This is a genomic window from Amycolatopsis sp. NPDC051061 (genome assembly GCF_040682935.1).
Classification (GTDB): Bacteria; Actinomycetota; Actinomycetes; order Mycobacteriales; family Pseudonocardiaceae; genus Amycolatopsis.
Window position 1 is genome coordinate 107,490 of record NZ_JBFBBZ010000017.1, and the last position, 14,927, is coordinate 122,416.

14 protein-coding genes are annotated in these 14,927 nt (G+C 72.4%); 6 read left to right on the plus strand and 8 right to left on the minus strand.

Features of this window, described 5'->3' with window-relative positions; translation table 11 throughout:
* Position 1 precedes the first annotated feature (1 nt).
* From nirB to AB0N03_RS23900, 3 genes are read left to right on the plus strand one after another with little or no spacing between them, the layout of a single operon-like run.
* Complete coding sequence (gene nirB, locus AB0N03_RS23890) at positions 2–2,509, plus strand: nitrite reductase large subunit NirB (protein WP_364375625.1); 2,508 nt, start codon at positions 2–4, stop codon at positions 2,507–2,509.
* Positions 2,506–2,847, plus strand: coding sequence for a nitrite reductase small subunit NirD (nirD, locus tag AB0N03_RS23895; RefSeq protein WP_364375628.1), 342 nt, complete (start codon positions 2,506–2,508; stop codon positions 2,845–2,847). Before nirB ends, nirD begins: the two co-directional genes overlap by 4 nt.
* Positions 2,844–3,947, plus strand: coding sequence for a uroporphyrinogen-III synthase (locus AB0N03_RS23900; protein WP_364375631.1), 1,104 nt, complete (start codon positions 2,844–2,846; stop codon positions 3,945–3,947). The genes nirD and AB0N03_RS23900 overlap by 4 nt, the downstream gene beginning before the upstream one ends.
* Before the next feature lie 28 nt (positions 3,948–3,975).
* Here AB0N03_RS23900 and AB0N03_RS23905 read toward each other — a convergent pair whose 3' ends face one another.
* Together AB0N03_RS23905 and AB0N03_RS23910 are read right to left on the minus strand one after the other, a co-directional pair.
* Positions 3,976–5,076 carry a crosslink repair DNA glycosylase YcaQ family protein gene (locus AB0N03_RS23905; protein WP_364375633.1) on the minus strand — a complete coding sequence of 367 codons (1,101 nt, stop codon included), beginning with the start codon at positions 5,074–5,076 and terminating at the stop codon, positions 3,976–3,978.
* 9 nt (positions 5,077–5,085) lie between these two features.
* Positions 5,086–5,481 (minus strand): DUF3224 domain-containing protein, encoded by a 396-nt coding sequence (locus AB0N03_RS23910; RefSeq protein WP_364375636.1) that lies wholly within the window; start codon positions 5,479–5,481, stop codon positions 5,086–5,088.
* 63 nt (positions 5,482–5,544) lie between these two features.
* Between AB0N03_RS23910 and AB0N03_RS23915 the strand changes: the two genes are divergently transcribed.
* Both AB0N03_RS23915 and AB0N03_RS23920 read left to right on the plus strand, forming a co-directional pair.
* Complete coding sequence (locus tag AB0N03_RS23915) at positions 5,545–6,513, plus strand: YafY family protein (protein ID WP_364375639.1); 969 nt, start codon at positions 5,545–5,547, stop codon at positions 6,511–6,513.
* The gene (locus AB0N03_RS23920; RefSeq protein WP_364375642.1) at positions 6,506–7,339 is read left to right on the plus strand and encodes a uroporphyrinogen-III synthase; all 834 of its coding nucleotides are present in this window, start codon (positions 6,506–6,508) and stop codon (positions 7,337–7,339) included. Before AB0N03_RS23915 ends, AB0N03_RS23920 begins: the two co-directional genes overlap by 8 nt.
* Here AB0N03_RS23920 and AB0N03_RS23925 read toward each other — a convergent pair.
* The 6 genes from AB0N03_RS23925 to AB0N03_RS23950 all read right to left on the minus strand — a co-directional run bounded on the left by AB0N03_RS23925 (position 7,302) and on the right by AB0N03_RS23950 (position 11,489).
* Positions 7,302–8,105: a DUF899 family protein gene (locus AB0N03_RS23925; RefSeq protein ID WP_364375645.1), complete on the minus strand. Its 804-nt coding sequence runs from the start codon at positions 8,103–8,105 to the stop codon at positions 7,302–7,304. The genes AB0N03_RS23920 and AB0N03_RS23925 overlap by 38 nt on opposite strands.
* Positions 8,105–9,436, minus strand: a complete 1,332-nt coding sequence (locus AB0N03_RS23930; protein WP_364375648.1) for an MFS transporter — start codon at positions 9,434–9,436, stop codon at positions 8,105–8,107. Before AB0N03_RS23930 ends, AB0N03_RS23925 begins: the two co-directional genes overlap by 1 nt.
* An 18-nt stretch (positions 9,437–9,454) precedes the next feature.
* The gene (locus AB0N03_RS23935) at positions 9,455–9,775 is read right to left on the minus strand and encodes a metalloregulator ArsR/SmtB family transcription factor (RefSeq protein ID WP_364375651.1); all 321 of its coding nucleotides are present in this window, start codon (positions 9,773–9,775) and stop codon (positions 9,455–9,457) included.
* Positions 9,775–10,209 (minus strand): SRPBCC domain-containing protein, encoded by a 435-nt coding sequence (locus AB0N03_RS23940; protein ID WP_364375654.1) that lies wholly within the window; start codon positions 10,207–10,209, stop codon positions 9,775–9,777. The genes AB0N03_RS23935 and AB0N03_RS23940 overlap by 1 nt, the downstream gene beginning before the upstream one ends.
* Before the next feature lie 70 nt (positions 10,210–10,279).
* Positions 10,280–11,137 (minus strand): siderophore-interacting protein, encoded by an 858-nt coding sequence (locus AB0N03_RS23945; protein ID WP_364375657.1) that lies wholly within the window; start codon positions 11,135–11,137, stop codon positions 10,280–10,282.
* A 28-nt stretch (positions 11,138–11,165) separates the two neighbouring features.
* Positions 11,166–11,489 (minus strand): MGMT family protein, encoded by a 324-nt coding sequence (locus tag AB0N03_RS23950; RefSeq protein ID WP_364375660.1) that lies wholly within the window; start codon positions 11,487–11,489, stop codon positions 11,166–11,168.
* 173 nt (positions 11,490–11,662) lie between these two features.
* Between AB0N03_RS23950 and AB0N03_RS23955 the strand changes: the two genes are divergently transcribed.
* Positions 11,663–14,836, plus strand: a complete 3,174-nt coding sequence (locus AB0N03_RS23955) for an ATP-dependent DNA helicase (protein WP_364375831.1) — start codon at positions 11,663–11,665, stop codon at positions 14,834–14,836.
* Positions 14,837–14,927: the final 91 nt, after the last annotated feature.

Here is a 14,927-nt window from a genome sequence, read left to right on the forward strand (position 1 = left end):
GATGCCCACCCTGGTCGTCGCCGGACACGGCATGGTCGCCCACCGGCTCGTGGAGGCGGTGCGCGCGGAAGACCCTTCGGGGAGCTGGCAGGTCGTCGTGCTGTCCGAAGAGCCGCGCCCGGCGTACGACCGGGTGGCGCTGACATCCTATGTGGACACCTGGGACCCGGCGTCGCTGGCGCTGCCGGGCTCGGACTACGCGGACGATCCCCACGTCGACCTGCGGCTCGGTGAGCTGGCGGTTTCGGTGGACCGGGACGCTCGGACCGTCACCACGGCGTCCGGCGCTGTGCAGCCGTACGACGCTTTGGTCCTGGCCACCGGCTCGCGGCCGTTCGTCCCGCCGGTGCCCGGCCACGACCTGCCGGGCTGCTTCGTCTACCGGACCATCGAGGACCTCGACGCGATCCGCGCGGCGGCCGTCGACAAGCCGGGACACGGGCGGCGCTCGGCCGTCGTCATCGGTGGTGGCCTGCTCGGTCTGGAGGCCGCGAAGGCGTTGCGAGACATGGGACTCTCGCCGCACGTCGTGGAGATGGCGCCGCGGCTGATGCCGCTGCAGGTCGACGAGGGCGGCGGGTCGCTGCTGCGGCGGCTCATCAGCGGGCTGGACGTCACCGTCCACACGGGAACGTCGACCGACGCCATCGAGGCCGACGGCTCGCGGCTGCTGGCCAAGCTCGGCAACGGCACCGAGCTGGACGTCGACCTCGTCGTGTTCTCGGCCGGCGTCCGGCCGCGGGACGACCTCGCCCGCCAGTCCGGCCTCGAAGTCGGCCCGCGCGGCGGCGTGCTCACCGACTCTTCCTGCCGCACCAGCGACCCGGCGGTGTACGCGATCGGTGAGTGCGCGGCCGTCGACGGGCGCGTCTACGGCATCGTGGCGCCCGGCTACGCGATGGCCGAGATCGTCGCCGCGCAGCTCACCGGCGGTTCCGGAGAGTTCCCGGAGCCGGACACGTCCACGAAGCTGAAGCTGATGGGCGTCGACGTCGCGTCCTTCGGCGACGCGCACGCGCAGACCGAGGGCGCGCTCGAAGTCGCGGTCAACGACGCGGTCGCCGGGACGTACAAGAAGCTCGTGGTCACCGACGACGGCAAGACGCTGCTCGGCGGCGTGCTCGTCGGCGACGCGACCGAGTACAACACGCTGCGCGCGCTGGTCGGGCGTCCGCTCCCGGCCGAGCCGGGCGCGATCCTCGCCCCCGCGGGCGGCGGTGCCGCGGTCGGCGTCGACGCGCTGCCGGACGCCGCGCAGATCTGTTCGTGCAACGCCGTCTCCAAGGGCGCGATCACGCGGGCGATCCACGAGGACGGCTGCGATACGGTGCCGAAGCTCAAGGCGTGCACCCGCGCGGGCACCGCGTGCGGCTCGTGCGTCCCGCTGCTCGGCAAGCTGCTGACGGCGTGCGGCGTCGAGCAGTCGAAGGCCGTGTGCGAGCACTTCCCGCGGTCGCGCGCGGAGCTGTTCGAGATCGTCCAGGCCACCCGGATCACGACGTTCAGCGAGCTGATCGGCCGCTACGGCTCGGGCAGCGGCTGCGCGGTCTGCAAGCCGGCGGTGGCGTCCATCCTGGCCACCCTCGGCAACGGGCACGTGCTCGGCGGCGAGCAGATGACGTTGCAGGACACCAACGACCGGTACCTGGCGAACCTGCAGCGCAACGGCACGTACTCGGTCGTCCCGCGGATCCCCGGCGGCGAGATCACGCCGGAGAAGCTGATCGTGATCGGCCAGGTGGCGCAGGACTTCGGGCTGTACACGAAGATCACCGGCGGCCAGCGGATCGACCTGTTCGGGGCCACTGTGGACCAGTTGCCACTGATCTGGCGGCGGCTGGTGGACGCCGGGTTCGAGTCCGGCCACGCGTACGGTAAGGCGCTGCGCACGGTCAAGTCGTGCGTCGGGTCGACGTGGTGCCGCTACGGCGTGCAGGACAGCGTCGGGCTGGCGATCGAGCTGGAGCTGCGCTACCGCGGGCTGCGGTCGCCGCACAAGCTGAAGTCGGCGGTTTCGGGGTGCGCGCGGGAATGCGCGGAGGCGCGGAGCAAGGACTTCGGCATCATCGCCACCGAGAACGGCTGGAACCTCTACGTCGGCGGCAACGGCGGCACGACGCCCCGGCACGCCGACCTGCTGGTGTCCGATGTAGACACGGCGACGTTGATCCGAACGATCGACCGGTTCCTCATGTTCTACGTCAGGACCGCGGACCGGCTGCAGCGGACGGCGCCGTGGATCGAGGAGCTGGACGGCGGCCTCGACCACCTGCGCGCGGTGATCGTCGACGACTCGCTCGGCATCTGCGAGGACCTCGACGCGGCGATGGCCAAGCACGTCGACAACTACGCCGACGAGTGGAAGGGCGTGCTGGAAGACCCGGAGAAGCTGGCCCGGTTCAGCTCCTTCGTCAACGCGCCGGGCACGCCCGACCCGGCGATCTCGTTCCGCTCGGAGCGGGAACAGAAAGTTCCCGTGATGCTGGGAGTTCCGGAGGTGCGGCGATGACGACGTCGGTTCGGACCTGGACGGCGGTCTGTGCCGCCGAAGCCGTGCCGGAGTACGCGGGGGTGGCGGCGCTGCTCGACGGCGGTGTCCAGGTGGCCATCTTCCACCTGCCCGGCGCTCGCTGGTACGCACTGTCCAACTGGGACCCGTGCAGCGGCGCGGCGGTGCTCTCGCGCGGCATCGTCGGCGACGCCGGGGGCGTCCCGGTGGTCGCCTCGCCGGTCTACAAGGAACGGTTCGCGCTCGACAGTGGACAGTGCCTGGATGCTTCGGGTGTGACGGTCACGGTATACGGCGTGCGCGTGCGAGAGGGCGTGGTCGAAGTGGAGAGCCCGTGATCCTGCCGCTGACCGGGTTCGTGGTCGGCATCACCGCGGCGCGCCGGGCGGACGAGCTCGGCGCGCTGCTGGTGCGCAAGGGGGCGAGTGTCCGCTACGGCCCGGCGATCCGGATCGTGCCGCTGACCGACGACACGGAGCTGCGTGCGGCGACAGCGGCGCTCCTGGAGTCGCATGTGGACGCGGTGGTGGCGACGACGGGCATCGGCTTCCGCGGCTGGCTCGAGGCGGCCGAGGGCTGGGGTCTGGGTGACGCTCTGCTGTCGCGCCTTTCGTCGTCTTCGCTACTGGCTCGCGGGCCGAAGGTGACCGGAGCGATCCGCGCGGCGGGGCTTTCGGAATCGTACTCGCCGGCGTCGGAGAGCAACGCGGAGTTGTTGCAGCACTTGCTTTCCTCGGACGTCTCGGGCCGGCGGATCGCGGTGCAGCTGCACGGCGAGCCGTTGCCGTACTTCGTGGACGCCCTGCGCGCGGCCGGGGCGGAGGTCATCGAGGTTTCGGTGTACCGCTGGGTCGGGCCGGTGGACCCCGGCCCGGTGGACCGGCTGCTGGACGGGGTGCTGGACGGGTCGATCCACGCGCTGCCGTTCACGAGCGCCCCGGCGGTGGCCTCGCTGGTCGCGTTGGCGCGCCGCACGGGCCGGTTGCCGGGGCTGATTTCGGCGTTGTCGGGCCCGGTCGTCGCGGCGTGCGTCGGGCCGATCACGGCGGGTCCGTTGGCGGCCCTCGGCGTGCCGACGGTGCAGCCGCACCGGGCCCGGATCGGGGCGCTGGCGAGGACGGTGTCGGAGACGCTGCTGGCGCGTTCACCGCGGTTTTCGGCGGGTGGGCTGTCGATCGAGCTCCGCGGCCAGTCGGCGGTGGTGGACGGCGAGTGGCGTGAGGTGGCCCCGGCGCCGATGGCGTTGCTCCGGGCGTTGGCGGCTTCGCCGGGGCGGGTGGTGTCGCGGCGCGAGCTGATTTCGGCGTTGCCCGGCGGCGGCGAGGAGCACGCGGTGGAGACGGCGATCGGCCGGCTGCGGACTTCGCTGGGCGGCGGGCGGGTGGTCCAGACGGTGGTGAAGCGCGGCTACCGGCTGGCCGTCGAGGGTCGTGAGTGAGAAACCGGGCCAGAACACTGTTTCTCACTCACGACTCTGCCCAGGTGACCGTGTGCTTCTCGAACCCCCGCGCTGCGGCCACCCGCGCCGCCTCCGCCTCGGCCTCCTCGCGGACCGCCGGGCGCAGCGGGTCGAACGCCGTCACCGTGAACGTCAGCTTCGCGCCGCTGCCCTTGGTCCGCCACGTCCCGGCGATGTCCCCGTCCGCCAGCAACACCCCCGGGTTGCCCAGCATCTTCCAGACTTCCTTGCGGCGCGCCGCGTCCGGGACCAGCAGGGCCTTGTCGCGGGCCTGGATGAACGGATCCAGCGGCGGCAGCAACCGCACGACGTCCGGCTCCGGCGGGTTCTCCAAAGCCTCCAGCCGGTCCGCGGGCAGGTACCGCTTCTTGCCCTCGACGTCGACCGGAACCAGGTCGGAAGGCCACGTCTTGTCCACGACCGCCCGCGCCGTCCCTACGAACTCCGCCGCTTCCCCCGGCGAGGCCGGCCCGTTGAGCCGTAAGTACGACTCGACCACCGAAGTGGCCGCGGCGACGTCCGGAGTGCGACGCATCCGGCCGCGTCCCTCGAGGGGCGCCAGCGTCGCCGGACTCGCGCCGGCGACCAGGCGGACGCCCGCGTGCGGCGCCGCGATGCGCATCAGCTGCTCCTGGATGTGGGTCGCGTTGCAGCCGCGGCACCAGCGGGAGAACTCCGGCGGCAGCTTCTTCGTCACCGCCGTGCTGACCGCGCCCTTGGTCATCTCCTTCGTGACGACGGCGCGGAGGGCCGCGGCCGCCGTGAACACCACCTCGGCCGCCGCCAGGCCGGTCGCCGCCAGCTCCTTGCGCTGCCACAGCATCCGGGCCGAGGCGTCCGCGTCGTCGAGGGGCACCAGCGCGCGCGTCACCTCGGCGAGGTCCAGGTGGTAGTGCGGCGCGCCGCGCAACGTCCACGCGAGGACGAGCCGCGGGTCGTCCACCGGGGACCCGGGTGCGTCGAGCCGGGCCACGAGAGCGAGCAGCGCGGTGTCGCGCATGCTGTCCTGCAGCCCGGCCCGGACGACCGCGAGATCGGCGACGTCCTTCGACGACCGGTGCAAGCCGTGCTCGGCGATGCGGTAGGCGAGTACCTGACGACGGTCCACGTGCGACTCCTAGAACGCGTACTCGAAGGTGTACCCCATTTTCTCCTCACCCATCGCGCCGCCGACGGTGCCGCTCCCGGTGAGTCCCGCCAGCGCACCGGTGCCGGAGCCCGGTACGACGCTGAAGGTCGACGCGATGCCCTGGGCGTCGAACGTGAACTCGTGCTTCACGATGAACGTCCCTTCGCGACCGTCGACCTTGCCCTCGAAGCGCTCGAAGCTCGGCGACGTCGTCGTGCCGCTCTCGTAGCCTTCGCCCGCGTAGTACAGCAGGAGATCGCAGACCGATTCACCTTCGATGACGCCGTCGTAGGCCATCGAGGCGTGCGCGTAGGCCACTCGCGGACCCCCTTCGGCGCCGCTGACGATGTTCTCTTCCCAGTTCTTCATGGTGAATGCGTTCATGGGGACCACCCTGCCGGGTTTACCTGTCAGCTTGTGTCAGGTATTTCTGCCAAACTGGGGACCATGCGCGCCAGCCGGCTCCTGTCCGTCCTCCTCCTGCTGCAGAACCGCGGCCGGATGACGGCCGAAGAGCTGGCCGAGGAGCTCGAGGTCTCGGTGCGGACGGTCTACCGGGACATCGACGCGCTGTCGGCCTCCGGCGTCCCGGTGTACGCCGACCGCGGCCGGACCGGCGGATATCGCCTGGTCGACGGCTACCGCACCCGCCTCACCGGGATGACCGAGGAGGAGGCCCAGTCGCTGTCGCTGGCCGGGCTGCCGGTGGCGGCGGCCGAGCTGGGCCTCGGCACCGTCCTCGCCGCGGCGCAGCTCAAGCTGTACGCGGCGCTGCCGTCGGAGCTGCGTGACCGCGCCGGGCGCGTCGCCGAGCGGTTCTACCTGGACGTCCCCGGCTGGCACCGGGGCATCGAAAGCCTGCCGGCGTTGTCCGCGATCGCCGACGCCGTGTGGTCGTCGCACCGGATCCGGATCCGCTACGAGCGGTGGGGCCAGCGGGTCGTCGAGCGGGACGTCGAGCCGCTGGGCCTGATCCTCAAGGCGGGCAACTGGTACCTCGCCGCCCGCTGCGAGGGCACGGACCGCACCTACCGGATCTCGCGGGTGCTGGAGCTGACCGATCTCGGCGAGGAGTTCGAACGGCCCGCGGGGTTCGACCTCGCGACGTACTGGCAGGAGTGGTCCGAGCAGTTCGAACGCCGGATGTTCCCGCGCGTCGCCGTGGTGCGGCTGTCGCCGCGGGCGCAGGCTCTCGTACCGTTCTACGCGGGTTCGGTCGGCGCCCGCGCGCTGCGCTCGGCGACCGGGGAACCGGACGCGGACGGCTGGCTCACCGTGGAGCTGCCGGTGGAACCGGGCGAACCGGCCATCGGCGAGCTGCTGCGGTTCGGGCCGCACCTGGAGGTCCTGGAACCGGCGGACCTGCGGGCGGAGCTGGCCGAAGCGATCGAGGAGATGGGCGCGTTCTATGGGTGAGCTGAGCGGGGTCGCGATCGGCGTCACGGCCGAGCGCCGGGCCGAGGAGTTCATCGGCGCCCTCGAACGCCACGGCGCCGACGTCCGCCACGCGCCGACGATCACCATCGTGCCCCTGGACGGCGACCCCCAGCTGAAGGAAGCCACCCTGAAGCTGGTGATGTCACCGGTCGACATCACGGTCGTGACGACGGGTGCGGGGCTCCGCGGCTGGCTCGACGCGGCCGAGGGCTGGGGACTCCGGCGGCCGCTGCTGAACCATCTGCGGGAGTCGCGGATCTACGCGCGCGGGCCCAAGGCGGTCGGCGCGGTGCGCGGCGCCGGCCTGCGCGAGACGTTCTCGGCCGAGTCCGAGTCCAACGCCGAGCTCTTCGCGGCCGTCGCGGCGGCGGGCGTGCTCGGGCAGCGAACGGCCGTCCAGCTGCACGGGACCCCCTTGCCGGAGTTCACGGCGCCGCTGGTGGAGGCCGGGGCCTGGCTGGTCGAGGTGCAGCCGTACCGGTGGACTTCGCCGCCGGATGTGACACCGGTGTACAACCTGATCGACGCGGCCGTGGCCGGTGAGCTGGGGGCCATCGCGTTCACGAGCGCCCCGGCCGCGGCGAACTTCCTGACGCTGGCGCGTACGTCCGGCCGCTACCAGCAGCTGCTGACGGCGTTGCGCGGCCCGCTGGTGTGCGCGTGCGTCGGCCCGGTGACAGCGGCGCCGCTGGAAGCGGTGGGCGTCGAGACGCTGCAGCCGGAGCGGCAGCGCCTCGGCGCCCTGGTGAAACTCCTGGTCACCACCCTCAGTGGCACCGGTGAGGCGACGGAGACCCGGTCGTAGCGCCGAGGTCGTCGGATCGTCCGGCGGCGAGCCGCGGCCACTGGGCGATCGGACGCCCGCCCTCGCCGGACTGGGGTGTCCAGGTGGGCGCACCCGTCTCCGTCCGGACGTTGGTGCACTCCTGCGGCCACCCCTCCGGCGAGTCCTCCCAGGACTCCTGCCGGCCGAACACCGTCAGATCCATCAGCGCGTAGCTGTAGTCCATCGCTTCCACGCCACGGCGTTTCGTCCAGTACGTCTCGAAGACGCGGTCGCCGTCGCGCAGGTAGCAGACCAGGTGGAACAGCCCGATCTCCCTCCCGGCCAGCAGCGTGTCGAGGGACGGCTGCGCCGAGTACCACGGCATGTGCCAGTCCATGAACGCCCGGTATCGCAGGCTTTCCGCGTACGACGTCCGCGCGTCAGCCGGTTCCGTAGCGACATTGCGCCCCTGCGAGAACACCGCGTACGTGATGTCACGCGAGTGCAGGTTGGCCGGCTCCGCGACCTGGTTGGTGTAGAACGTGCAGCCCTCGCACTGCTCGGCCGCGGGACGGCCCGGGTTCCACATGAAGTAGTACGCGATGAGCTGACGGCGGCCTTCGAACGCGTCGAGCAGGGTCACCGGCCCGTCCGGGCCGAGCAGCTCGAGCGTCGCGTCCACCTCGACCACCGGCAGGCGCCGGCGGGCCGCGGCGATCGCGTCGCCCTCGTGGGTGTGCGCCTTTTCCCTGGTGCGCAAACGATCCAGCTCGATTTGGAAGGTGGATCGGTCGACGATGTCCATCACGGCTCCTTCAGCTTGACGGTGATCAGGACGACGCTCGCGAGCGTCGCGGCCACGGCGACGCCCAGCGCGAGGCGGGTGCCGCCGAGCCCGGCGACGGCGCTCAAGACCGGGATGCCGACGGTGATCCCGACCTGCTGGGTCATCGACGTCAGCCCGGTGGCCAGGCCCTGCTCCTCGTCGGGCAGCCCGGACGTCGCGGTCACGGTGAACGCCACGATCGCGGACACGTGCCCGAAGAACCCCACGAACAGAGCGGGAATCAGGATCAGCAACGCCGTGCGGTCCGGGCCGAGGAACACCAGCGGCAGCGTGGCCAGCGCCTGCACGACGAGCCCGGCGGCCAGGAGGACCCGGCTGCCGAAGCGTCCGATGGCCCGGCCGGCGAGCACGCCGGCGACCACCGAGGCCAGGCCCGGCACTCCGAAGACCAGGCCGGTGACCAGCGGTGACAGTCCCAGGACCCGCTGCAGGTAGAGCGTGGTCAGGTAGATCACCGCGGGCTCGACGGCGAAGAGGACCAGACCGCCGAAGTTGCCCCACTTCACCGTGCGGCGGGCCAGGATCCGCGGCGGCACCAGCGGGGCCGGCGCACGCCGTTCGACCACCGCGAACGCGGTCAGCAGCACGACCGCGGCGATCGCCGCCACGAGACTCGACGCGATGACCGCGTAGACGAGCGCCAGCAGACCACCGCTGACCGTCACGGCGCCCGGCAGGTCCGGCCGCGTCCGCCCGGGCCGCGTCGACTCCGCCACGACTCGCGAGGCGATCAGGATCGCGACGGCCACCGGGACGTTGACGAAGAACGCCGCGCGCCAGCTCAGCAGGTCGACGAGCGTGCCGCCGGCCAGGGCGCCGACGGTGAAGCCGCCGGACAGCAGCGCGCCGTTGAGACCGAGGACGCGGTCGCGCCCGGCTCCTTCGGCGAACGTCGTGGTCAGCAGGGACAGCGCCGCCGGCAGCGTCATCGCGGTGGCGAAACCCTGCAGCGCGCGGGCCGTGAGCAGCAGCTCCGGGCTCGCCGCGAAACCGCCCAGCAGCGACCCCGCGATCAGCAGCGCCATGCCGGACCGGAACAGCCGGCGGCGCCCGAGCAGGTCCGCCAGCCGCCCGCACACGAGCGTGAACCCGGCCGCGGGCAGCACGAACGCCGTGCTGACCCAGGGCAGCGCGCCGACGTCGAGCCCGACACCCGCGCCGACCTGCGGCAACGCGACGTTCAGGATCGAGAAGTCGATGGACAGGAGGAAGCCCGCGCCGAGCAGCACGACCAGGGCGGTGCGCTGCTTCGGCGTGAAACGGGCAGGGGGTAGCGCAACGACAGACATGAGAACTCCCAGTGGGGTTCAGCCTTGTTCGGCGATCCGCTTGATCTTCGCCAGCCGGCGGTCCCAGTCGGCGGCGAGCGCGGCCATCCAGCGGGCCGTCGCGTCGAGGGCCTCGGGACGGACGCCGTAGCGGACTTCGCGGCCGATCTTGACGCTGCTCACCAGTCCGGCCGCGTCGAGGACGGTGAGGTGCTTGACGATCGCCTGGCGCGACACGGGCAGCCCGCCCGCCAGGGTCGTCGCGGTGGCCTGGCCGTGGGCGGCCAGCAGGTCCAGCAGCTGACGGCGCGTCGGATCGGCCAGGGCGGCCAGGACGCCGTCGACGACGTCGTGGTCCATCAGCCGGCTCGGGCGGCCAGCGCGGGGAGGCACTGCTCCCAACCCGCGGTGTGGTCCTCGACCACGTTCAGACGGTTCTCCTCGGACGTCGGCAGGGCGGCGAAGCCGCTCTCGACGACGCGCAGCCGGGTGCCGTCGCCCTCGGGGGTCAGGGTGAACTCGACCAGCGTCGAGTTGTCTTCACGCAGCTCCTCCCCGGGGAACGCGCTCACCCAGCGGTAGGCCAGGTAGTTCGGCGGGTCGACTTTCTCGACGCGCAACGGGAATTCACCGTGTTCCGAATGGCGGACGACCAGGGTCTGCCCTTCTTCGGCCAGGGTGCCCCGGACGGTTTCGTCGTCGGTCGCCCAGAACCCGGGCTCGGCCACCAGCGGCCAGACCTTGTCGGGCTTCGCGGCGATCACGATTTCGCGTTCGATGGTGTCGCTGATCATGCGGTGCTCCTCTCATGTGCAACACCAGAGTTGCACATGAGGGCTTGTGGTGCAACCTCAGGGTTGCACTTCAGTCTTCGTCGGCCGGAACCTCGCCCGCTTCGGCCGCGCGGACCGCTTCCCGGCCTGCCGCCTCTTCGCTGATTCCCGCGCGCCAGTAGCCGGCGAAGCAGATCTGCCGCTTGTCGACTTCTCGCTCCCGCAACAGGTGTCGCCGCACCAGCTTCACGACGCTCGCTTCGCCCGACACCCACGCGTACGGCGCTCCGCCGGCGAAGGTCGCCGTACGCACCGCTTCCAGCAGCGCCTCTCCCCTCGGGCGCGAGCCGCGAAGCAGCCAGTGGACTTCGACCGCTCCGCGCGTCTCGAACGTCTGGCGCTCTTCGCGCTCCGAGACCTCGATGTACGCCGAAGCGCGCGTACCGGCCGGCAGCTGCTCGATGATCGCGCCGATCGCGGGCAACGCCGTTTGGTCGCCGACGAGCAGCTGCCAGTCGGTGGCGGCGGGCACGTCGTACAGGCCGTGCGGGCCGAGGAACGCCACGCGGTCGCCCGGCGTCACGCGCGACGCCCACGCCGAGGCCGGGCCGGTGTCGCCGTGCAGCACGAAGTCGACGTCGATCTCCGCCGACGCCGGCCGGTGCGCCCGCACCGTGTACGTGCGCATCGGCGGGCGGACGTCGTCGGGCATCGCCAGGTACGTGCGGTACCACGACAGGACGTCGGAGCCCGTCTCCGGCAGCTCGGGCGCTTCCTGGCCGGGCAGCGGGAAGAAGACCTTGACGTACTGGTCGGGCGCCCCGGCCGGGACGTCACGGAAGCCGGCCGACTCGAACGTCACGCGGACCATGTGCGGCGTCACCGGCCGGACCGCGGTCGCCCGCGCCCGGAAGTACGTCAGGGTCGGTCGCTCCGCCTGTATCGTCATTAGGCGAGGCTAACCTAAAAATCAGGGGTCAGAACAGTCCCTCCTCGCCGGGATCTTCGTCACCGCCGGGCTTCCAGCGGTACTTCCGCAGGTCGACGCGCTGACCGTCGGCCAGCACGCCCTCGGCGCGCAGACGTTCGAGCTGGTCGTGGACCAGGTGCGGTGCCGGCGTCCCGTTCGCGCGCAGGATCCGGTGCCACGGCAGGTCGTGCCCGTCCTCGGCCAGGATGGCGCCGACCATCCGCGGCGAGGGCGCGCCGGCGAGCGCCGCGATGTCGCCGTACGTCGCGACCGTGCCGGCCGGCACCGACTCGATGATTTCCCGCACGCGCTCGTGCAGAACGTCGTCCATACCGACACTCTGCCGGATGGGTACGACACTTTCCGCAGCCGTCCGTCGCACGCTCCGCCACCTTCACCGCACTCACCCGCCGTCAAGCCGTGCCGGTGCACCACCCGGGGGACCCCGCGTGGTTCCATCGCTGGGTGAACGCGAGGCGAACGGCGCAGGCGGACGCGCGGCTGGTGCGCACGCCGATCCCCGACGCACCCACGTTCACCTGGGACGAAGGCGCCCGGCGCCTGCTCTCCGCACCCGGGGGTTTCCGCCGCGTGCTCGGCGGTCCCGGCACCGGCAAGACGTCGCTGCTCGCGACGGCCGCCACCCGCCGCATCGCCGAGGGCGCCGACCCGGAGAGCGTCCTGGTGCTCACGACGTCCCGCAAGGCCGCCGACGCGCTGCGCGCCGACATCACGCGCCGGCTCACCGCCGACCCCGACCAGGCGCGGCCGCTGCCCCGGACCGTCCGCGAACCCCTCGTCCGCACGGTCCACTCCTACGCCTACTCGCTGCTGCGGCTGGAAGCGATGGCCGAGGAGCTCCCGCCGCCGCGGCTGCTCGCCGGCGCCGAACAGGACGTCGTCGTCCGCGAACTGCTGGCCGGCGACCTGGACGAGGAAGCCGGGTACTGGCCCGAGCAGCTCCGGCCGGCGCTGATGGTCCCCGGGTTCGCCGAGGAGCTGCGCGACCTGCTGATGCGCGCGGCCGAGCGCGGGCTCGGCCCGGACGACCTCGCCGAGCTCGGCCGCCGCCGCGGCCGCGAAGAGTGGGTCGCCGCCGGGCAGTTCTGGGCGCAGTACGAAGAGGTCACGCAGCTGCAGGGCGCGGGCGGCAACGCGCTCGGCGTGGCGAGCGCGCCCGCACTGGACGCCGCCGAGCTGGTCACCTCCGCGCTGCTCGCCCTCGAGGACGACGACGAGCTGCGCGAACGCGAGCGCACCCGCGTGCGGCACCTCTTCGTCGACGACGCCCACCACCTCGACCCGCTGCAGACCAATCTGGTCCGGGTGATCGGGACCACCGCGGCCGAGTTCGTCGTCGCCGGCGACCCCGACCAGAACGTGTTCTCCTTCCGCGGCGCCGACGCGAGCCTGTTCGCCGACGCCGACCCGGACGGCAGCCGGACCGTCACGCTCACGACGTCGCACCGGCTGGCCCCGGCCGTCCGCCTGGCGGTGGCGAAGATCGGCGCGACGCTGCCCGGCTTGTCCCGGCACCGCAAGATCCTCCCGCCCGCGGGGGCCACGGGCGGGAACGTCCGCGTGCGCGTGATGCCGACTCCCGCCGCCGAGGCGAGCTGGATCGCCGACCAGCTCCGCCGCGCCCACCTCGTCGACGGTGTGCCGTGGTCGGAGATCGCGGTGCTCGTCCGGTCGCCGGCGCGAACTTTCCTGGTGCTGCAACGCGCTTTGCGCGCGGCCGGCGTCCCGATCGGGTCGGCGACCGAGGAGCTGCCGCTGGCTCGCCAGCCCGCGGTGCGGCCGCTGCTGGCCGTGCTGAAGCTCGCGCCTTCGCCGGACTTGCTCGACATCGACCTCGCCGAGATGCTGCTGTCGTCGTCGCTCGGGGGCGCGGATCCGTTGGCGCTGCGGCGGTTGCGACGCGGTCTGCGTCGGCTCGAACTGGCCGGCGGCGGGCAGCGGTCGAGCGACGAACTGCTCGTGGAAGCGTTGCGCGGCGGGGACATCCTGGTCGGGCTCGCCGACGCCGAGGCCGAACCGGTGCGGCGCGTCGGCGGGTTGCTGCGCGTCACGCACCAGGCCGTGGCCCGCGGCGACGGCGTCGAGCAGGTGCTGTGGCAGCTGTGGCGGGAAAGCGGTCTTCAGGGAAAGCTGCTCAAGCAGGTCGACCGCGGCGGATCGCTGGGCGCGCAGGCCGACCGCGACCTCGACGCCGTCGTCGCGTTGTTCGACGCCGCCGGCCGGTACGTCGACCGGCTGCCGCGTGCGAGCGTCGCGTCTTTCGCGGATTACCTCGGCGCGCAGCAGATCGCCGGGGACACCCTCGCGCCGGCGGCGGTCCCGTCCGACGGCGTCTCGTTGCTCACCGCGCACTCCGCCGCCGGTCGCGAGTGGACGGTCGTCGCCGTCGCCGGCGTCCAGGAAGGGGCGTGGCCGGACCTGCGGCTGCGCGGATCGGTGCTGGGCGTGGAACGGCTGAAGGACCTGATGTCCGGTGTGGACGACGACGCCGTCTCCGCGACCGCGCCGATCCTCGCGGAGGAGCGGCGCCTGTTCTACCTCGCGATGAGCCGGGCGAAGCAGACGCTGCTGGTCACGGCAGTGTCCGGAGAGGACGAACAGCCGTCGCGGTTCCTCGACGACCTCGAGGAGAACGGCGCCGACGACGGCGGCCTCGACTCGCGGATGAAGCCGCCGGGCCGGTCGCTCGTGCTGGCCGAGCTGGTGGGGGAGCTGCGCGAGGTCGTCTGCGACGACAAGGCCGAGCCTTCGCGCCGGCGTCGCGCGGCCAAGCAGCTCGCGCGGCTGGCCGAGGCGAAGGTGCCGGGTGCGCACCCGTCGACGTGGTACGGCCTGCTGCCCGCGTCCACCGATGAGCCGGTGCACCGCGCCGGTGACCTCATCCGGATCTCACCGTCCACAGTGGAGATCCTGACGAAGTGCCCGCTGCGCTGGATGATCGAGCGCCACGGCGGCAGCGACCCGGCGCAGCTGGCCGCGGTGACCGGGACGCTGGTGCACGGGTTGGCGGAGTCCGTCGCGTCCGGCAAGACCGACGCGGAGCTGCAGGCCGCACTGGACGAAGCGTGGGTGCGCGTCGACGCGGGAGCGCCCTGGTTCTCCCGGCGGGAGCGGCGGCGGGTCGAGCAGATGCTGCAGAACTTCGTGACGTGGCTGGAACGCAGCCGGGCCGAGCTCAAGGCGGCGGGGGTCGAGCAGGACATCGAGGTCGAGCTGCCGGCGGGCGGTGCCGACGAAGTCCGGGTGCTGCTGCGCGGGCGCGTCGACCGGGTCGAGCTGGATTCCGAGGGCCGGCCGGTGATCGTCGACATCAAGACGGGCAAGGTCCCGGTGTCCGGCAAGGACGCGGAGGAGCACCCGCAGCTGGCGGCGTACCAGCTGGCGGTGCTGCTGGGCGCGATCAAGGGCAGCAACGAGCCCGGCGGCGCGCGGCTGGTGTACGTGGCGAAGGCGAACAACAAGACGGGCTCGACGGAGCGGTCCCAGCCCCCGCTCGACGACGTGGGCGGCAAGCAGTGGCTGGAGCTGGTCCGCGACGCGGCGGCGTCGGCGGCGGGGCCGGACTACCAGGCGCAGGAGAACCCGGACTGCGACCGGTGTCCCGCGCGCGGGTGCTGCCCGCTGCGGCCCGAGGGCAGGCAGGTGCCGGGCCCGTGAGCCAGCCAAAAGCGGTCGTGGGGGGGGGAGAAGTGTTGACACCCGGTTGGCGGCCACCAACCGCCCCGGCGGGAAGGGGGGGACCGGCCGG